Here is a 19,016-nt window from a genome sequence, read left to right as displayed (position 1 = left end):
CGACCGGGTGCTAAAACCGGATAAGCCCTTATGGCGGGCTGCGTCCGACAGCCCGCCACAAGCAGCAGGAACTGCGCTTACCCGCGGCTAACACGTGATCCGTCACGCTCGTGGCCGAGAGAGGGGGCGGCGATGCGGGTGCTTGTCGTCGAGGACGAGGAACGGCTGGCGGACGCGGTCGCGCACGGGCTGAGGCTGCACGCGATCGCCGTGGACGTGGCCTATGACGGGCAGGACGCCCTCGACATGGCCGCGTACGTCGACTACGACGTCGTCGTGCTCGACCGGGACCTGCCCGAGGTGCACGGCGACGACGTGTGCCGGCGGCTGCGCGAGAACGGGGGCGGCCGGGTGCTCATGCTGACCGCGGCGGGCCAGATCCGCGACAAGGTGGACGGGCTGGCGCTGGGCGCGGACGACTATCTGGTCAAGCCGTTCGCGTTCGCCGAGCTGGTGGCCAGGATCAGGGCGCTGGCCCGGCGCGCGCCGCGCTCGTCGGCGCCGCCGCTGGAGCGGGCCGGGATCAGGCTCGACCCGGCCCGCCGTACGGTCATCAGGGACGGGCGGCCGGTGTCGCTGAACCGCAAGGAGTTCGACGTGCTGCGGGCGCTGCTGTCGGCGGGCGGCGAGCTGGTCACCTCCGGCGAGCTGCGCAAGAGCGTGTGGGACGAGTACGCCGACGCCACGACGGGCGCGCTGCGGGTCACGATCACGTCGTTACGCAAGAAGCTCGGCCTGCCCCCGGCCATCCAGAACGTGCCAGGCAAGGGGTACCGCCTGTGATCTCCTGGTGGCGCAGCAGGCGCTTGCGGCTGCGGCTGACGCTGCTGTACGGCGGGCTGTTCATCCTGGCCGGCTCGATCCTGCTCTGGCTCACCTACCTGATCCTCGCCGAGGCGTTGGAGCAGCAGTTCGTCATGGGGGCCGCCAAGATCGTGAACCCGCCTCCGGACGTGATCGTGCGGCGCCCGGCGGTGGAGGAGGTCCGGTTCGTCGGCGACATCGAGAACCGGGCCGACAACGTGCTCAGCCAGATGGTGCACTCGTCCGTGCTGGTGATGATCCTGGTCGGCGTGGTCGCGCTGGTGCTCGGTTACGTGGTCGCCGACCGGGCGCTGCGGCCGCTGGAACGGGTGACCGAGACCGCGCAGCGGCTGTCGGAGAGCACGCTGCACGAGCGCATCGGGCTCGGGGGCCCGCCGGACGAGGTCAGGCGGCTGGCCGACACGTTCGATGCGATGCTGGGCCGGCTGCACCGCGTGTTCGACGCGCAGCGCCGCTTCATCGCCAACGCCTCCCACGAGCTGCGCACGCCGCTGGCGATCAACCGTACGGTGCTGGAGGTGTCGCTGGAGGAGCCGGCCGCCTCGGAGGACCTCAAGGCGCTGGCCAGGGCGTTGCTGGGCACGAACGCCCGCTACGAGCGGCTCATCGAGGGTTTGCTGCTGCTCGCGCAGTCGGAGCAGGAGCTGACCGTGCGCCGGCCGGTGGACCTGGAGCAGGTCGTGCGGGCGGTGCTGGAGCAGATCGACCTGCAGTCCCGCAAGCGGCCCGTCACGCTGCACCAGGACCTGCGGCCCGTGCTCGTCGAGGGGGACCCGCTCTTCCTGGAGCGGTGCCTGTTCAACCTCCTGGAGAACGCCACGAAGTACAACGTGCGCGACGGAGAGATCTGGCTCGCGCTGCGGCGGGAGGGCGACTCCGCGGTGATCACGGTGGAGAACACCGGGCCGCCGGTGCCGCCGTATGAGGTGGACGACCTGTTCGAGCCGTTCAGCCGGATGCAGGGGGATCGGGTGCGCTCGTACAAGGGAGCCGGGCTGGGGTTGTCGATCGTCCGGGCCATCGTGGCGGCGCACGGCGGCGAGGTCGAGGCGGTGGCGCGCCGGGACGGCGGGCTGCGGGTCACCGTGACGCTGCCGTGCGAGACGCCCTGAGCCCTGCCACGGCGCGGCGGGAGCACCGTGAGATCCTGAGAACGTGCTGTCGTCGCCCATGGAAGCGCTGCGTGCGCAGATCACCGCCCGGCTGGCCGCCTTCGACCGCCGCGAGGTGCCGCCGGCCGGAGGGATACGCCGGGCCGCCGTCACCGTGTGCGTGCTGGAGGACGCCGAGAGCGTCCCCTACACGGTGCTGATCAAGCGCGCGCCGAGGGGGCGCAACGCCGGGCAGTGGGCACTGCCCGGCGGCCGGCTGGACGACGGTGAGCTGCCGGTCGAGGCGGCGCTGCGGGAGCTGGCCGAGGAGACCGGCGTCACCGGGGTGGACGTGGCCGGGCTGCTCGACGACTTCGTCACCGACTCGGGCTTCGTGATCACGCCGGTGGTGGCGTTCGGTGGCCGGCAGGAGCCGGTGGCCGACCCGCGGGAGGTGGCCTCGGTGCACGCGGTGCCGCTGGAGCGGTTCCTGGCGCCCGGAGTGCCGCGCTGGGAGGGCGAGCAGCTGCAGATGCCGCTGGGACCGTCGATCGTGATCCACGCGCCGACGGGGGCCATCCTCTGGCAGTTCGCCGAAGTGGCGCTGCGGGGCCGCGAGCAGCGGGTCTTCGACGTGCCCCAGCCACACTGGACCAGAACCTGACCGAATTCTTGGGGGCGGATGGAATAGCACCCCCGGATGTCCGTTAGCATCGAGTGGCCGATGTGGTTAGTGTCCCCCGGGCCGCAAATTACCGCCTTCACGGAATACCGTTCGGCTGGAGCCGTGTTGTGCATCTCGCCGAGGAGGCGACCGCCACATCGGCCTAACGGCTTTGCCAGGCGCTCCGCTCACCGGCGGGGCGCCTGCCTTATGGTGGGGTGGCCGACCGCCCGATCAACCAGGAGAGCCTGTTGCTGTACCAAGTGGTCAAGTTCGCCGCTGCACCACTCGCCCACGCGATGTGCCGGCCGCATATCTCCGGTGCGGCGCACGTGCCGAGGAGCGGGCCCGCGATCCTGGCCGCCAACCACCTGTCGATGCTGGATTCGTTCCTGCTGCCCGCGCTGCTGCCGCGGCACGTGACGTTCACCGCGAAGAACGAATACTTCTCCGGCAACCCTGTCTCCGGGTTCTTCATGAAGCTCGGCGGCAGCCTGCCGATCGACCGCGAGAGCGCCCACGCCGCGCAGACCATGCTCGACGAGGCCGCCGCGCTGCTGGAGCGCGGCGAGCTGTTCGGCATCCACCCCGAGGGCACCCGATCCCCCGACGGCCGGCTCTACCGGGGCAAGGTCGGGGTGGCGTGGCTGGCGCTCAAGACGGGCGCGCCGGTGTTGCCGGTGGCGCTCAGCGGCACCGAGAAGGTGCTGCCGGTCGGCGCCTCGGTGCCGCGGCCGGCCAAGATCGGCATCACCATCGGCGAGCCGCTGCGTTTCACCGGCGACCACACCAAGGCCCAGGACCGGCGCAGGGTCACCGACGAGATCATGGCCGCGATCCAGAAGCTGTCCGGGCAGGAGTACGTCCCGGTTTATGCTGCCAGCGTCAAGGCATCCAACGGGTCGAGCTAGACAATCAGGGGGCTGATCAGTGGCGCGGGGCCGTACGATCGCGATCGTGTCCAGCGCCGCCGTGCTCGCGGTGGGCGCCGCGGCCGGTGGCGCCTACTACGTGTTGCACACCCGGGGCACCCCGGCGGAGACCGCGCAGCGCTTCGCCGCCGCGTGGCAGGCCGGCGACTGGCCCGCCATGGGCAAGGAGCTGGCCACGGCGCAGCAGCTGGGCGGCTATGACCAGCAGCGCACGGCGCTGTCGGTGGAGCGGACCTCGATCCGGCTGGGCAAGGTCACCGAAGGCGACGACATGGCGCGCGTCCCCTACACCGCGACCCTGACCTTGAAGAACATCGGCGACTGGTCCTACGACGGCCACATCGACCTGGTCGTGGCCGACCGCACCTGGAAGGTCGACTGGAAACCGGCGGCCCTGCACCCGTCGATGGCGGCCGGGGCGACCTTCGGCATCAAGACGCGCTGGCAGCAGCGGGCCGAGATCACCGACGCCGACGGCGGCCGCATCGACGACGGCACGGTGGGCGGGTCGGTGCAGCAGCTCGTCGGCTACCTGGACAAGGCCACCAAGAAGGATGTGGCCAAGCTGGGCTCCGCCTACAAGGTGGGGCAGGCGGTCGGCCGGGGCGGGCTGCAGGAGACGTTCCAGAAGCGGCTGGCCGGCACGCCTGCGACCGACATCCAGCTCGGCGGCAAGACACTGAAGACCATCGAGGGCGCAGCCGGCGAGCCGCTGCAGACCACGCTCGACCCGCACGTGCAGGCGGCCGCGGTAGGCGCGGTCAAGGACATGGACAAGCCGACGTCGATGGTGGCGATCAGGCCGTCGAGCGGCGAGATCCTGGCCGTGGTCAACAACCAGGGCGGGTTCAACCGGGCGCTGGACGGCCGCTATCCGCCGGGCTCGACGTTCAAGGCCGTCACCGCGATCGGGCTGCTCACGGCAGGGGTGTCGCCGCAGGACACGGTCACGTGCCCCATGTACGCCACCGTCGGCGGCCTGAAGATCCGCAACTCGGACAAGGAGGAGTTCGGATCGCTGTCGTTCCTGGACTCCTTCGCCCACTCGTGCAACACCACGTTCGCGCCGCTGGCCCAGTCGAAGCTGGGCGCGGACAAGCTGCTCGACGTGGCCGAGGGCGTGGGCTTCAACCAGCCGCTCAACATCGGGGTGCCGGCCACCAAGGCGAGCTTCCCCAGGGCGGAGTCGGACGCCGAGCTGGCGGCGGAGGCGTTCGGGCAGGCCAGGATCACCGCCAGCCCGCTGTCGATGGCCTCGGTGGCCGCCGCCATCGCCGACGGCACCTGGCGGCCGCCGACGCTGGTGCCCTCGCTGAAGCAGAAGACCACCGAGCGGGAGCTGCCCGGCGGGGTGAAGGAGCAGCTGCACGCCATGATGGCGGCCGTCGTCACCAAGGGCACCGCCAAGTCGGCGGGGCTGCCCGCCGGCACGCACGGCAAGACCGGCACGGCCGAATACGGCACCGGGGAGAAGCTCGACAGCCACGCCTGGTTCGTGGGGTTCAAGGGGGATGTGGCGTTCGCGGTGGTCGTGGAGGGCGGCGGCGGGGGCGGCAAGGTGGCCGCCCCCGTGGCGGCGGCTTTCCTCAAGGGGTTGTGAGGAATCGGCGGATCTCCTCCGCCACCCGCTCCGGGTTGCCCCGCATCGCGGCGTTCGAGGTGGCGCTGTGGCCGAGCCCGGCCAGGTCCACGCGCCGGGCCCGCGGCAGCACCCTCTGCAGCGCGGTGAGCGCCGACCTCAGGTACGCCGGGCTCTTCGTGCCGCCGAGCAGCAGCACCTCGGCACTCACCGCGCCGTAGACCTCGAGGTCGCCGGAGGTCTCCGCCACGATCTGGGCGTCGTTGTGCAGCGTCGGCGCCAGGTCACGGAACGTCGGCTCCCCACCATTGGCGGCCTTGTCCTGATTTTTCACCATCATGGCCGTGAGCAGCTCCAGTAACGCCCGCGGCATGACGTTGAAGATCGGTGGCCCCATCCGCGTGGCGCGCATGCCGGTGACCAGCGCCGCCGGGATGCGGCCCGCGGCGATTTCCCGGTCGAAGCGGTCCAGCCACCCGGTCGGGTTGGAGCCGTCGATGTCCAGCGGCGGCTCGAAGGCGACGACCTTGCGCAGTTCGGGCCGGGCGAGCGCGGTGCGCAGCGCGATGATCGCGCCCGAGCTGACGCCGGCGACGTGGTGCGCGCCGGTGGCCGTGAGCAGCGCGTCGAGGTCCTCGACCTCCCGCTGGAGGCCGTAGTCCGGGCCCGCCGGGCCGCTGCGACCCCTGCCCCGGCGGTCGGGGACGTAGCAGGTGAAGTCGGTCGACAGGGCCTGGGCCAGCTCGATGTTGCTGTGGCCGGTCTGCATGGCCCCGTGCAGGAGCACGAGCCCCGGGCCGGTGCCCAGCCGGTGGTAGGTGATCGTGGTGCCGTCCTTCGACGACGTCACGGTGTCGAGAGTGATCATGATGGCTCCCTTGGGTTCGGTCCGTGGAGGGAGCCCGGCTATCGTTGCCAGTGCCATCTCGTGGCCGGGGTCCGCTCCGCGGGTCTGTCGCTACGAGGTCCACCCGGCGGCCGGTGTGCCAGCACCCGCCGCCGGGTCTTTCATTCGCTCGGCCGGCCCCTTTCCGCGAGGTGCTCCACGTCGGCGGGCAGCCGGCCGGTCTCGCGATAGGCCCGCCAGGCGTCCTGGCCGGGAAACGTGCCTGCCTCCAGCTCGGCCAGCAGCGAACGCACCCAACCGGCCTCCGCCTCCCGCACCGCCAGGGCGTACTCGGATTCGAGCAAGAACAGCCTCGGCATCTCGCGCCGCTCCCGCTCCAGGTCCGCCCGGTCGGCCTCGATCCGCCGCTCCAGCAACTCCAGCCGCTGCCGCAGCAACGGCGCCACCTCGTCGGGGCCGAGACCGCCCATCACCGACAGGCCGGCCTCGAAGGACGAGGGCTCGGGCCGCGGGGTGGACAGCAGCTCGCGGGTCCAGTCCTCGGCCTCCTCCCGCCCGGCGTCGGTGATGCGGTAGACGGTCCGCTCGGGGCGGGCGCCCTGCCGGGTGCTCTCCACCGCCTCCAGCAGGCCGTGTTTCTCCAGGTTGCGGACGACGGTGTAGAGGGATCCCCATTTGATCGGCATGTCCTGGTCCTTGCCGCGTGCTCGCAGGACCGAGGCCATCTCGTACGGGTGCATGGGGCGCTGGACGACCACGGTCAGCACGGCCAGAGCCAGCAGGTTCGCGACCGGCCGCCGCTTCGCCATCCCCCTTCACCTCCGCTCACGAATACTCGTCTACGAATATACGCGAGCGAATATGAGGACGCAAGGGTCCGGATCAGACCGCCTGATCCACCTTCTGCTCCTGCGGGGTAGGCGGGGGCGCGGCAGACAGCGGGCGCATGACGACGGCTGTCAGAGCCGCCGTGAAGGCCACGAGAATCGCCCCCACGACGGCCGTGACCTGCAGGGAGCCGGTGAAGGCGGCCCGCGCGGAGTCCAGCAGCGCGGTGGCGGCCGGATCGGGCAGCCGCGCGGCCGCGGCGGCCGCGGCCCCGAGCGTGTCGCGGGCCTCCTCACCGATCCCGGCCGGCACCCCCTCGGGCACGGTCATCCGCGCCCGATACACGGCCGCCGCGATCGAGCCGAACGCCGCAAGCCCCAGAGCACCGCCGAACTCCTGCACCGTCTCCGACAAGGCGGAGGCCGCCCCCGCGCGCTCGGGCGGGGCGGAGCCGACGACCATGTCGGTGCCCAGCACCATGAGAGGCGCCGCGCCGAAGAAGAACAGCACCTGCGCGGTCACGACGAACGCCAGACCCGACGTCCCGCCCGCGGCCGCCAGCAGGCCCATTCCGGCCGCGGACACCACCAGACCCCCGGCCATGACCGACGCGGGCCTGATCCGCCGGGCCAGCGCCGGCGCGGCCGTGAACCCCAGAACGAGCGACGCGGCCTGCGGCAGCGACCACAGCCCCGCCTGCAGCGGCGTCAGGCCGGCCACCAGCTGCATGTACTGCGCCGTCAGCAGCATGATCCCCGGCCCGACCAGGATGACCAGCATCAGAACGCCCAGCGAGGCGCTGAACCGGCGCTCGGCGAACAACTTCAGGTCCAGCAGCGGGTCCGCCAGCAGCCGCTGCCGCCGGACGAACACCGCGCCCAGGACGACACCGGCCACGACGGCCGCCGCGGGTCCCGCGCCGGGCCCGTACGCGGCGATCTCCTTGATCCCGTAGATGGCCGAGATGACGGCGGCCAGCGAGAGCGCCACACTGACCAGGTCCAGCCGCCCCGGGGCCGGGTCCCGGTACTCCGGTAGCAGCCAGGGCCCCGCCGCCAGCAACACGGCCATCACCGGCACGCCCAGCAGGAACACCGACCCCCACCAGAAGCTCTCCAGCAAGGCTCCGCCCACCAGCGGGCCGATCACCATGCCGCCGGTGAACCCCGTCATCCAGAGGCTGATGGCCACCGTCCGCTGGGCGGGGTCGCGGAACATGGTGCGGATCAGCGACAACGTGGACGGCATCAGCGTCGCGCCGGCGATGCCGAGCAGGCCGCGGGCGACGATGAGCAGGCCGGCGCTCGGCGCGTACGCGGCCAGGGCCGACGCCACGGCGAACGCGGTCGCGCCGATCAAGAGCAGCCGCTTGCGCCCGATCCGGTCACCGATCGCGCCCATGGTGATGAGGAACCCCGCGATGAGGAACCCGTACACATCGTTGATCCACAACAGCTGGGACGCGCTGGGCCGCAGGTCGGCGCTGAGCATCGGCACGGCCAGATGCAGCACGGTCACGTCAATGGACAGCAGCAGGGTCGGCAGGATGAGCACGGCAAGACCGGCCCACTCCCGGCGTCCCGCTCGGATAACCACGTTTTCCGTCATAGTCCCGACCGTAGGAACTCAACCAAGCTTGAGGTCAAGCGAGTCGACTTTGTATGCAATGTATGCAAAGCTTTCGCGCATGCAGACCGACGTCGCATGCAGCCGCCTGCGGGAGCTCATCCTCGACGGCTCCTACCCGCCCGGCGCACGGCTCACCGAGATGGAGGCCGCGGCGACCCTGGAGATGAGCCGTACCCCGGTGCGCGAGGCCCTGCGCATGCTGGCCGCCGACGGCCTCGTCCGCCCGGCCGGCCGCGGCGTGGTGGTCGTGGCGCTGGAAGCAGACGACCTGGACGAGGCCTACCAGGTGCGGGCCGCACTGGAGGCGCTCACCGCCGAGCTGGCCGCCGCGCGCCAGCGCGAAGGCCGCATCGCCCCCGCGGACCTGCGGGCACTACGCGAGGTCGCGACGCTGACCGCGACCGCCACGGCCGAAGGGCGCCTGGCCGACGCCGTGCGGCTCAACCGGCGCTTCCACCGCACGATCGCGGAGCTGGCGGGCAACACGATGGCCCTGCGGGCGCTGGAGCGGATCTGGGACCAGATCCAGGTGTCCACCCTGCACTCGCTCGTCCCGCCGTCCCGGCCGGCGCACGTGTCCGCTCAGCACGAGCGGCTGGTGACCGCGATCGCCGGCGGGCGCCCCGAGGACGCCGGTGCCATCGCCCGCGACCACGTCCTCGACACCCGCACCACCACCCGACGCGACAAGGAAGATCACGCATGACACGCCTGCACACGTACCCGACGGTCGTGACCTGGACCGGCAACAAGGGCACCGGCACCAGCGGCTACCGCGACTACGGCCGCGACCACGAGCTGTCGGCCGACGGCCCGCCGGCCCTCCCGGGCAGCTCCGACCCCGCCTTCCGCGGCGACCCGGCGCGTTGGAACCCGGAGCAGCTGCTGGTCGGCTCGCTGTCGCAGTGCCACATGTTGTGGTTCCTGCACCTGTGCTCAGTGGCGGGCGTCGTGGTCACCGCGTACGTCGACCGCGCCGTGGGCACCATGGCCGAGACCGCGGACGGCGGCCACTTCACCGAGGTCGTCCTGCGCCCGGAGGTCACCGTGGCCGCGCCGGAGATGGCCGAGACCGCCACCCGCCTGCACGCCGACGCCCACAAGGCGTGCTTCATCGCCTCCTCGGTCAACTTCCCGGTGCGCCACGAGCCGGTCGTTCGCGTTCAGGACGCCGGGGCCTCGTAGTCCAGCCCGAGCCTGGGGGCAATCTCCCGCAGGCACTCCTCGAAGACCGGCTCCAGGTCCGTGTAGGCGAAGTCGAGCTGGTTGAGCACCTCCATGCACAGCAGCCCGTACAGCCTGATCCAGCACGACAGGACGACGTGCACGGCCTCCACGGGCAGCTCGTGCCCGGGCGAGGCCGTGTACGCCCGGAGCTGCTCCCTGATGGACGGGTCCAGCTCGGCGGGCACGGGGAACGGCCGGCTCTTCCACAACGCCGCGACCTCCTCCAGGAAGACCTGCCCGAAGTCGTGGCCGGCCAGCTCGCGCGGGGAGTCCGGCCGCCGCTCGCCGGTGATCGGGCTGGCGAACACCCAGCCGAACTCCGCCCGGTGCGTGATCGCCCACGTCCGCATCGCCCGGCAGGTCGCCAGCAGCCGCCGGCCGTGATCCCCCGGCGGGCACGCCTCCCGCGCCGCCTCCATGACCTCGGTCAGCTCGCGGATGAAGTCCACGGTGACCGCCCCGACCAGCTCCTCGTGACCGGCGTAGTAGTGGTAGAGGGCCGGCCCGCTCATCCCCATCTCCCTGGCCACGGCGTTGATCGTCACGGCGGCCGACCCCTGCTCGATCAGCAGCCTGCGCGCGGTCGCGCGGATCTCCGCCAGCGTCGCCTGCCGGACTCTCGCACGCCTGCCCTGCGCGACCATCGTTCTCCCTTCCCGACCCGTCCGTTGACATCCTAGGGCATCTATGTTTCCTTAATGCCTCTAAGCAAATCTACTGGCATAAAGGAGATCTCGGGATGAGCAGGACGTGCAATCCGCTCGCGGGCGCCTTCGCCAAGTACGTCATGACGGCGACGGTCACCGAGGCCGAGCTCGTCACGCCCACGATGCGCCGCATCCGCCTGGCGACCGGCGTGCCGATCGCCTTCCCCTACCGGCCGGGCCAGCACATCAGGGTGCAGCTCAACGACCCGCTGTCCGTGCAGGGGATCCTGCGCCCCGCCGACACGCTGCGCACGTACACGATCTGGGAGCTGGATCCCGACCGGCGGGGCCTGGAGCTGCGGGCGCACCTGTACGGCGGGGACGGCATCGGGCTGCGCTGGGCGCGCGAGGTGGCGCCCGGCGATCCGGTGACCTTCTGGTGGCCGCGCGGCGATTTCTTCACCCGCGACGAGGCGCCGTTCCACCTGTTCGCCGGCGACGAGACGGCGAGCGCGGCGTTCGGCCCGATGATCCGCGCCCTGGGGCCGCGGGCGCGCGTGCACGGCGTGCTGGAGAGCGACTCCCCCGAGCACGACCCGCCCATGCCGGGGCCGCACGAGCTGCACCGGGTGCATCGGGCAGGGGCGCCGGCCGCCTCCTCACGGACGCTGCTCGCCGCGGTCGCCTCCCTGGCCCTTCCGGGCAACGCCGGCGCCGCCTACCTCGCCGGTGAGGCACGGACGTGCCAGATGATCAGGGACTATCTCGTACGGGAGCGCAATTGGGCACGTACATCCATCAAGGTCAAGCCGTTCTGGACGCCGGGCAAGCGCGGGCTCCACTGAAAATCGTTTGTGCAAATCCTTCACGGTGATCACGCTGAGGACATGCCTGCACAATCCTCCAGCGCGTTGCTGGGATTTCCGCCGGACGCACGCCTGCTGATCGTCAACAACGACGACTTCGGCATGTACCGGGACGTCAACGAGGCCGTCGTCCGCTCGATCGAGGACGGCATCGCCGCCTCGTGCAGCCTGATGACGCCGTGCCCGGCCGCGGGCCACGCCATGGCCCTGCTGCGCGACCGGCCGGAGCTGCCTTTCGGCATCCACCTGACCCTGGTGTGCGACCTGCCCGGCCATTCGTGGGGACCGCTCACCGACCGGGAAAAGGTGCCGTCGCTGCTCGACGAGTCGGGCGGGTTCTCCACCCCTGACCGCATCCCCGAGCTGCTCGCCCGCGCCCGGATCGACGAGCTCGAGGCCGAGTTCCGCGCCCAGATCCACGCCGTGCTGGACGCGGGCCTGGCGCCTTCCCATCTGGATTGGCACTGCCTGGCCGACGGCGGGCGCGAGGACGTGTTCGAGCTGACCGCGACCCTGGCCGTCGAGTACGGTCTGGCGGTGCGGGCCTGGCTGGACCCCGCCCGCGCGCTGCTGCGCGCCCGCGGCCTGCCGGTCCTCGACCACGATTTCGTCGACAGCTTCTCTCTGGACCTGGACGGCAAGGCGGCCGCGTACGCCCGGCTGCTTCGCGACCTGCCGCCGGGCCTGAGCGAGTGGGCCGTGCATCCCGCCCTGGGCGGCGAGGAGTCGCGCACGGTCGATCCGCACGGATGGCGGGTGCGCCGGAGCGACTACGCGTTCCTCACCTCACCCCAGGCGCGCGAGCTGCTGCGGCGAGAAGGGATCACCGTGATCGGCTACGACGTCATCCAGCGCGCATGGACGACGGGGTGACGCTCAGAGCGCGAAGGCGAGCGCGGCGGCGTCGTGACGGAGAACCATGATCAGAAGAGTGGCGACCAGCGTGGCGATGAGCAACCAGCTGATCAGGATGATGACCGTCGAGCGGCGCGGCCGTCGCCGGCCTTCGGACTGCCCTGTCGACCTCGCCTCGCTGCGACGGACCCGCTCGTTGAACGACTCCAGCCGTGCGACGAGTCGCGGATCGTCCTCGACGAGGTGCTGCTCGATCTGGGCCAGCATCCGCTCCTCGTCCTGCGACCAGGCCATGGGTGCACCTCCGGAACGCAAGCTCTGTGGCGTCTTTCTGCCCAACCATGAAGATCATTAGCCCCAGCCTGACTAGGTAATTGCACCCTCTTTTCCATTTGCGATCAAGCTCGAACTTTTGTTCTAATCATGGCATGCGCTGGGACAACCTGCGCCTGACAGGGCCTGCCGAGGACGATCCTGCCGCGCCGCTCTTCGCCCGCGGCGCGGTCACCCGCACCTTCGACACGCCCGAGTTCACGGGCATGACCTTCTACGAGATCCGGGCCAGGTCCATCGTCAACCGCGTCCCGGCCGCAAGCCGGGTGCCGTTCGAGTACACGATCAACCCGTACCGCGGATGCAGCCATAGCTGCATTTACTGTTTTGCCCGAAAAACGCACGAATATCTGGATTTGGATGCCGGAGCGGACTTCGACTCCAAGATCGTCGTCAAGGTCAACGCCGCCGAGCTGGCCCGCAAGGAGCTGGCCTCGCCCCGTTGGGGCGGCCACCACATCGCCATGGGCACCAATGTCGACTGTTACCAGCGTGCCGAGGGCCGCTACCGGTTGATGCGGGGCATCCTGGCCGCGCTGCGCGACGCCGCCAACCCGTTCTCGATCCTCACCAAGGGCACGCTGATCCTGCGCGACCTCGACCTGCTCACCGAGGCGGCCGGCGTGACCGAGGTGAGCGCCAGCGTGTCGGCCGGGTTCGTCGATCCGGAGATGTGGCGGGCGGTGGAGCCCGGCACGCCCAACCCGCGCCGGCGGCTGGAGGTCTGCGCCACGCTCAACGACAACGGCATCGCGTGCGGGGTGCTGATGGCGCCGATCCTGCCCTACCTCACCGACTCCCCCGCTCAGCTCGAACGTACGGTGAAGGAGATCGCCGACGCGGGCGCCACCCACATCGCCCCGATCGTGCTGCACCTGCGGCCGGGGGCGCGGGAGTGGTGGCTGACCTGGCTGTCGCGGGAGCACCCCCGTCTGGTGCCGCGTTACCTGGAGCTCTACGGGCGGGGCGCCTACGCGCCGAAGGCGTACCAGCAGCGGATCACGTCGCAGGTCAAGGAGCTGGCCGAGCGCTTCGGCGTCGGCCGCGCCACCCCGGCCATGGCCCGCCGCCTCCCGCCCCGCCCCGCCCCGGCCGCGCCGGCCCCGGAGCAGCTCCGCCTGCTGTGACGCCGTCCGCCCGGCCGGCACCCGGGCCGGTCGGGCGGTCCCCCTTGAGGGCCGACACGCGCGCCGGGCTTAAATCGCTCGCATCCACGAGCCCACCGATGGCACGATGGCCGGGACCTACAGGCCCGACTACCAGGAGCATGTGATGCGAGGCCGCCCCGGATTCTCCCAGCGCCCCATTGGCACGAGAGTTCTCGAGGGCTCCAGCATCCATGCACATCCTCAACATCGGCATCCTCGCGCATGTAGACGCGGGCAAGACCAGTCTCACTGAGCGGCTGCTGTTCGAGACCGGCGTCATCCCCCGGCTCGGCAGCGTCGACGACGGCAGCACGCAGACCGACACCGGCGAGATCGAACGCCGGCGCGGCATCACGATCCGCACGGCCGTCGCCTCTTTCCGCCTCGGTGACCTGCGGGTCAACCTGGTGGACACGCCCGGCCACGCCGACTTCGTGGCCGAGGTGGAGCGGGCGCTCGGCGTCCTCGACGGCGCCGTGCTGGTGCTGTCGGCCGTCGAGGGCGTCCAGCCGCACACCCGGGTCCTGATGACGACCCTGCGCAAGATGCGCCTGCCCACGTTGATCTTCGTGAACAAGATCGACCGGATGGGCGCCAGAGAGCGGGAGGTGCTCGCCGACATCCGCCGGCGGCTCTCGCCGTACAGCGTCGCGCTGAACACCGTGCGCGACATCAGCCGCGCGGCCGCCACCACGCACGCCTTGCCGGCCGAGCGGGTGGAGGAGGCGGCGGAGGTCCTGGCCGAGCGGGACGACGGGCTGCTGGAGTCGCTCGTCGACGGCAAGACCCCCGACCTGGCGCAGCTACGCGCGGCGCTGGCCCGGCAGTGCGCCGACGGGGTGGCGCATCCGGTCGTGTACGGATCGGCGATCACGGGCCAAGGCGTCGGCGACCTCCTGGACGCCATCGCCGGCCTGCTGCCGCCCGTCCGCCGGCCGGACGGCGACGACGACCGTCCAGGGACGGCGACCGTGTTCGCGATCGAGCGCGCCCCGTCCGGCGAGAAGGCCGCCTACCTGCGGGTACGCGCCGGGGTGCTGCGGCCGCGCGAGCACCTCACCTTCCACCGCGCCCGGCAGCAGGGCGGCGCCTACGAGGGCCGTCTTACCGCGCTGACGGTCGCCGGCGCGCCGGAGCAGCGCCAGGCGAGGGCGGGCGACATCGTCAAGGTGTGGGGCGTGCCGGAGATCCGCGTCGGCGACCACGTCGGCGAGCCACCCCGCACCGGCGGGACGACGCACTTCAGCCCGCCCAGCCTGGAGACGGTCGTGCGCCCGCGCGTGCCCGGCCACGAGCCCCGCCTGCATGCCGCTCTGGTGACCCTCGCCGAGCAGGACCCGTTGATCAGCACGCGCACACTGGCGGGTGGCGAGACGTCCGTCCTGCTGTACGGGGAGGTGCAGAAGGAGGTCATCGGCGAGACCCTGGCCAGGGAGTTCGGCGTCGAGGCGGTGTTCGAGCCGAGCCGGCCCGTCTACTTCGAGCGCCCTTCGGGCACGGGCGAGGCCGTCGAGGAGATCCAGCGGCACGGCCCGAACCCGTTCATGGCGACCGTCGGCCTGCGGGTGGAGCCGGCCGCGCCGGGATCGGGCGTCGGCTACCGGCTCGAGGTCGATCTCGGATCGCTGCCGCAGGCCTTCCACCGGGCGATCGAGGAGAGCGTACGCCTGACGCTGCGCGCCGGCCCGCACGGCTGGCCAGTGACCGACGTCATGGTCACGCTGACCAGGACCGGTTACGACGCGCCGACCACCGTCGCGGCCGACTTCCGCGGCCGCACCCCGCTCGTGCTCATGCGGGCGCTGCGCCGGTCGGGCACCACGGTGTACGAGCCGTGCCATCGCTTCGAGGTCGAGATCCCGCTGGAGGCGTTCAGCGCGGTGACGGGCGCGCTGGCGGCGCTCGGCGGCGAGCTCGACGGCACGGCGCGACGCGAGGACTCCTGGGTGATCACGGGTGAGATCCCGGCGGCCGTGGTGCACGCGTTCGAGCAGCGGCTGCCGGGCCTGTCGCACGGCGAGGGCGTGTGGTGGTCGGAGCCGGCCGGCGACCGGCCCACCAGATAGGCGGTATGTCGCTTTTCGCCGCTAGACGGTCGATTTTCGACGTTAGGTGGGTATTAACGAGCTTGGTGTACCAATTGGGCACCTCGTCCGTACAGGGGGGAATTCCCATGGCAGACACGAAGAAGAAACCCGCCGCCAAGTCGGGCAAGTCGAAGCGACAGGCCATCAAGACGAGCAGGCAGGCCAAGGAGACGAAGAAGGAGACCAGGAAGCCCTCGGACGAGGGATGATCCTGGAACCGGCGGGCGGGCGGCGCGAGCCGCCCGCCCGCCGGGTGACATGATCGGACAACCGGGGGGCGCCCCTAGCTGTCCGATCGACCGTGGAGCCGCTGCCATGTCCGCCTACCTGCGCTTCCCCGCTGTCTTCCACGACGTCGTCGTCTTCGCCGCCGAAGACGACCTGTGGATGGTCTCCGCCCAGGGCGGGCGGGCCTTCCGGCTGACCGCCGGGCTCGCCGAGGCCGGTTATCCGCGGATCTCGCCGCGCGGCGACCAGCTGGCGTTCGTCGGCCGGGAGGAGGGCCCGGAAGAGGTGTACGTCATGCCGGCCGACGGCGGCGCGGCCCGCCGGGTGACCTTCCACGGCGCCCGCTGCACGGTGACCGGCTGGGACCCCGAGGGCCGTGTCCTGTACGCCAGCGACGCCGCCCAGCCGTTCGAGGGCCGTAAGTGGCTGCACCGGGTGGCGCCCGGCGGGGTGCCGGAGCGGCTGCCGTACGGCCCGGCGAACTCGATCGCGTACGGTCCCGACGGGATGATCGTGCTCGGCCGCAACACCGCCGACCCCGCCCGCTGGAAGCGCTACCGCGGCGGCACCGTCGGCGACCTGTGGATCGACCCGGACGGCGAGGGCGAGTTCCGGCGGCTGATCAGGCTGCCCGGCAACCTCGCCTCGCCCTGCTGGAGCGACGGCCGGGTGTGCTTCCTCTCCGACCACGAGGGCGTGGGCAACGTCTACTCCTGCGACCCCCGCGGCCAGGACCTGCGCAAGCACACCCACCACGACGACTACTACGCGCGCAACCTGTCGGGCGACGGGCACCGGCTGGTCTACCACGCGGGCGCGGAGCTGTACCTGCTGGACCCCGGCGAGCGGCCGCGCCGGCTCGACGTGCGGCTGGCCAGCTCCCGCACGCAGCGCAACCGCCGCTTCGTGGAGGCCGCCGACTACCTCGACAACGCCACGCTCAGTCCGGACGGCAGCGCGCTGGCGATCACGGCGCGCGGCAAGGCGTACGCGATGGCGAACTGGGAGGGCCCGGTCCACCAGCACGGCGCGGAGGACGGCGTCCGCTACCGGTGCCTGACCTGGCTCAACGACGGCGCGCGGCTGATCGCGGCGGCCAGCGACGACAGCGACGAGGAGAAACTGGTGATCCTCGAGGGCGGCGAGGGCGGCCCCGGCACGGAGGTCGCCCGGCTGGGCCGGATCAACGCCCTCGTCCCCGACCCGGCGCACGACCGGATGGCGATCGTCAACCACCGTCTCGAGCTGCACCTGCTCGACCTGGTCACAGGCCGCTCCGACCTGGTCGAGGCCAACCCGCACGGCTCGCCCGAGGACCTGGCCTGGTCGCACGATGGCCGGTGGCTGGCCTACGCGGCCCCGCTCAACGCCCAGACCACCGCGATCAAGCTGCACCACCCGGAGACGGGGCTGACCGTGCAGGCCACCGAGCCGGTGCTCAAGGATTCACGGCCGGCGTTCGACCCACGGGGCCGCTACCTGTACTTCATCGGCCAGCGGACCTTCTCCCCCGTCTACGACCAGCTCCAGTTCGACCTGGGTTTCCCGCTGGGCACCCGCCCGTACGCGGTGGCGCTGCGCGCGGACGCGCCGGACCCGTTCGTGCGCGAGCCGCACCCGCTGGAGCAGAAGGAGGACGAGGACGACGGCGAGGAGCCAGGACCGCTGCATGTGGACGTCGACGGGCTGGCCCGCCGCGTCACGGCGTTCCCCCTGCCCGAAGGCCGCTATGAGCGGCTGGCCGGGCTCAAGGGCAAGGTGCTGATCCTCGCCAGCCACCCGGAGGGTGAGAACACGCTGCATCTGTACGACCTCGCCAAGGGCAAGAAGGAGACCTTCGCCGACGGCGTCACCGACTTCGAGCTGGGCCGCGACCACAAGACGCTGCTGTACCGGGCGGGCTCCAGGCTGCGGGTGGTCAAGGCCGGCGAGGCGCCGGAGGGGGACGACGAGCGCCCGGGGCGCGCGAGCGGCTGGGTCGACCTGTCGCGCGTCAAGGTGTCGGTGTGCCCGGAGACGGAGTGGCGGCAGATGTTCCGCGAGGCGTGGCGGCTGCAGCGGGAGAACTTCTGGAGCGAGGACATGGCGGGGGTGGACTGGCCGGCCGTGTACGACCGCTACCATCCGCTGGTCGACCGGGTCACGACCCGGGGCGAGTTCTCCGACCTGCTGTGGGAGCTGCACGGCGAGCTGGCCACCAGCCACGCCTACGAGAGCGGCGGCGAATACCGGCCCGGCCCCGAGTACACCCAGGGCAAGCTCGGCGTCGACTGGGACTACCGCGACGGCGTCTACCACATCCGCGCCGTCGTCACCGGAGACCCGTGGGATCCGGCGGCCACCTCGCCGCTGCGCCGGCTCGGCGTGGACGTACGCCCGGGCGACGCGGTCCTGGCGATCAACGGCGCGCCCATCGGCGCGGCGGCCACGCCGAACGAGCGCCTGGTGAACCAGGCGGGCGAGGAGGTCGAGCTGACCCTGCGCCGCGAGCAGCGGGTCTTCACGGTCACCGTGCGGGCGATCGCCGACGAGCAGCCGGCTCGCTATCGCGACTGGGTCAACCTCAATCGCGCCCGATGCCACCAGCGCTCCGCCGGCCGGGTCGGCTACCTGCACGTGCCCGACATGGGGACGGACGGGTTCGGCGAGTTCCACCGCGGGTTCCTGGCCGAGTACGACCGCCACGCGCTCATCGTGGACGTGCGGTTCAACGGCGGCGGGCATGTGTCGGCGCTGCTGCTGGAGAAGTTGTCGCGGCGCCGGCTCGGCTACGACTACCCGAGGTGGGGGGCGACGGAGCCGTACCCGCCGCAGTCGCCGCGCGGTCCGCTGGTGGCCATCACCAACGAATGGGCGGGCTCCGACGGCGACATCTTCAGCCACACCTTCAAGGTGCTGAAGCTGGGCCCGCTGGTCGGCAAGCGCACGTGGGGCGGAGTCATCGGGATCTGGCCGCGGCACCAGCTGGCCGACGGGACCGTGACGACGCAGCCGGAGTTCTCCTTCGCCTTCGACGACGTCGGCTGGCAGGTGGAGAACTACGGCACCGACCCGGACATCGAGGTCGACATCACCCCGCAGGACTACGCGCGGGGCGTGGACACGCAGCTGGAGCAGGCCATCGACATCGCGCTCGAGCTGCTGGCCGAGCGACCCCCGCACACTCCCGATCCCTCACATAGGCCGCGAATGCAACCTTAGGCGCGTAGCGGGCGTCTAACGATCAGAGG

18 protein-coding genes are annotated in these 19,016 nt (G+C 71.5%); 13 read left to right on the top strand and 5 right to left on the bottom strand.

Features of this window, described 5'->3' with window-relative positions; all coding sequences use genetic code 11:
- The first annotated feature begins 132 nt into the window (after nucleotides 1-132).
- The 5 genes from OHA25_RS34480 (at nucleotide 133) to OHA25_RS34460 (ending at nucleotide 5,112) form a co-directional block, all read left to right on the top strand.
- On the top strand, nucleotides 133-783 hold the full coding sequence (locus tag OHA25_RS34480; protein WP_327581089.1) for a response regulator transcription factor: 651 nt from the start codon (nucleotides 133-135) through the stop codon (nucleotides 781-783).
- Complete coding sequence (locus tag OHA25_RS34475; RefSeq protein WP_327581088.1) at nucleotides 780-1,937, top strand: sensor histidine kinase; 1,158 nt, start codon at nucleotides 780-782, stop codon at nucleotides 1,935-1,937. The genes OHA25_RS34480 and OHA25_RS34475 overlap by 4 nt, the downstream gene beginning before the upstream one ends.
- Before the next feature lie 43 nt (nucleotides 1,938-1,980).
- A complete protein-coding gene (locus OHA25_RS34470; RefSeq protein ID WP_327581087.1) occupies nucleotides 1,981-2,580 on the top strand; it encodes an NUDIX hydrolase in 600 nt (199 codons plus the stop codon).
- Nucleotides 2,581-2,798: 218 nt separating this feature from the next.
- The gene (locus tag OHA25_RS34465; protein ID WP_327581086.1) at nucleotides 2,799-3,491 is read left to right on the top strand and encodes a lysophospholipid acyltransferase family protein; all 693 of its coding nucleotides are present in this window, start codon (nucleotides 2,799-2,801) and stop codon (nucleotides 3,489-3,491) included.
- A 46-nt stretch (nucleotides 3,492-3,537) separates the two neighbouring features.
- Entirely contained in the window at nucleotides 3,538-5,112 is a 1,575-nt protein-coding gene (locus OHA25_RS34460) for a penicillin-binding transpeptidase domain-containing protein (RefSeq protein ID WP_327581085.1), read from the top strand.
- Here the strand turns inward: OHA25_RS34460 and OHA25_RS34455 are convergent.
- From OHA25_RS34455 to OHA25_RS34445, 3 genes are all read right to left on the bottom strand, one after another.
- Nucleotides 5,099-5,959, bottom strand: coding sequence for an alpha/beta fold hydrolase (locus OHA25_RS34455; RefSeq protein ID WP_327581084.1), 861 nt, complete (start codon nucleotides 5,957-5,959; stop codon nucleotides 5,099-5,101). The genes OHA25_RS34460 and OHA25_RS34455 overlap by 14 nt on opposite strands.
- A gap of 140 nt (nucleotides 5,960-6,099) precedes the next feature.
- Nucleotides 6,100-6,747, bottom strand: a complete 648-nt coding sequence (locus OHA25_RS34450) for a PadR family transcriptional regulator (RefSeq protein WP_327581083.1) — start codon at nucleotides 6,745-6,747, stop codon at nucleotides 6,100-6,102.
- Between the two features lie 73 nt (nucleotides 6,748-6,820).
- Entirely contained in the window at nucleotides 6,821-8,374 is a 1,554-nt protein-coding gene (locus OHA25_RS34445) for an MFS transporter (protein WP_327581082.1), read from the bottom strand.
- 79 nt (nucleotides 8,375-8,453) lie between these two features.
- Between OHA25_RS34445 and OHA25_RS34440 the strand changes: the two genes are divergently transcribed.
- Both OHA25_RS34440 and OHA25_RS34435 read left to right on the top strand, forming a co-directional pair.
- Complete coding sequence (locus tag OHA25_RS34440) at nucleotides 8,454-9,101, top strand: GntR family transcriptional regulator (protein WP_327581081.1); 648 nt, start codon at nucleotides 8,454-8,456, stop codon at nucleotides 9,099-9,101.
- Entirely contained in the window at nucleotides 9,098-9,580 is a 483-nt protein-coding gene (locus OHA25_RS34435) for an OsmC family protein (protein WP_327581080.1), read from the top strand. Before OHA25_RS34440 ends, OHA25_RS34435 begins: the two co-directional genes overlap by 4 nt.
- On the opposite strand, the gene OHA25_RS34430 is transcribed toward OHA25_RS34435, so the two are convergent.
- Nucleotides 9,559-10,266 carry a TetR/AcrR family transcriptional regulator gene (locus OHA25_RS34430; RefSeq protein WP_327581079.1) on the bottom strand — a complete coding sequence of 236 codons (708 nt, stop codon included), beginning with the start codon at nucleotides 10,264-10,266 and terminating at the stop codon, nucleotides 9,559-9,561. The two genes, OHA25_RS34435 and OHA25_RS34430, sit on opposite strands and share 22 nt — an antisense overlap.
- Before the next feature lie 95 nt (nucleotides 10,267-10,361).
- Here OHA25_RS34430 and OHA25_RS34425 point away from each other — a divergent pair, with 95 nt between their 5' ends.
- Together OHA25_RS34425 and OHA25_RS34420 are read left to right on the top strand one after the other, a co-directional pair.
- Nucleotides 10,362-11,114, top strand: a complete 753-nt coding sequence (locus OHA25_RS34425; protein WP_327581078.1) for a siderophore-interacting protein — start codon at nucleotides 10,362-10,364, stop codon at nucleotides 11,112-11,114.
- A 42-nt stretch (nucleotides 11,115-11,156) separates the two neighbouring features.
- Complete coding sequence (locus OHA25_RS34420; protein WP_327581077.1) at nucleotides 11,157-12,008, top strand: polysaccharide deacetylase family protein; 852 nt, start codon at nucleotides 11,157-11,159, stop codon at nucleotides 12,006-12,008.
- Between the two features lie 3 nt (nucleotides 12,009-12,011).
- Here OHA25_RS34420 and OHA25_RS34415 read toward each other — a convergent pair whose 3' ends face one another.
- The gene (locus OHA25_RS34415) at nucleotides 12,012-12,284 is read right to left on the bottom strand and encodes a DUF3040 domain-containing protein (protein WP_305917238.1); all 273 of its coding nucleotides are present in this window, start codon (nucleotides 12,282-12,284) and stop codon (nucleotides 12,012-12,014) included.
- A 134-nt stretch (nucleotides 12,285-12,418) separates the two neighbouring features.
- Here OHA25_RS34415 and OHA25_RS34410 point away from each other — a divergent pair, with 134 nt between their 5' ends.
- The 4 genes from OHA25_RS34410 (at nucleotide 12,419) to OHA25_RS34395 (ending at nucleotide 18,987) form a co-directional block, all read left to right on the top strand.
- The gene (locus OHA25_RS34410; RefSeq protein ID WP_327581076.1) at nucleotides 12,419-13,450 is read left to right on the top strand and encodes an Rv2578c family radical SAM protein; all 1,032 of its coding nucleotides are present in this window, start codon (nucleotides 12,419-12,421) and stop codon (nucleotides 13,448-13,450) included.
- A 212-nt stretch (nucleotides 13,451-13,662) separates the two neighbouring features.
- The gene (locus OHA25_RS34405; protein WP_327581075.1) at nucleotides 13,663-15,537 is read left to right on the top strand and encodes a translation factor GTPase family protein; all 1,875 of its coding nucleotides are present in this window, start codon (nucleotides 13,663-13,665) and stop codon (nucleotides 15,535-15,537) included.
- 107 nt (nucleotides 15,538-15,644) lie between these two features.
- Nucleotides 15,645-15,767 (top strand): hypothetical protein, encoded by a 123-nt coding sequence (locus OHA25_RS34400; protein ID WP_281287126.1) that lies wholly within the window; start codon nucleotides 15,645-15,647, stop codon nucleotides 15,765-15,767.
- Nucleotides 15,768-15,873: 106 nt separating this feature from the next.
- On the top strand, nucleotides 15,874-18,987 hold the full coding sequence (locus tag OHA25_RS34395; RefSeq protein ID WP_327581074.1) for a S41 family peptidase: 3,114 nt from the start codon (nucleotides 15,874-15,876) through the stop codon (nucleotides 18,985-18,987).
- The last annotated feature ends 29 nt before the right edge of the window (nucleotides 18,988-19,016 follow it).

The organism is Nonomuraea sp. NBC_00507 (genome assembly GCF_036013525.1).
Lineage (GTDB): Bacteria > Actinomycetota > Actinomycetes > Streptosporangiales > Streptosporangiaceae > Nonomuraea.
This window is presented reverse-complemented; position numbering and strand designations above follow the sequence as displayed.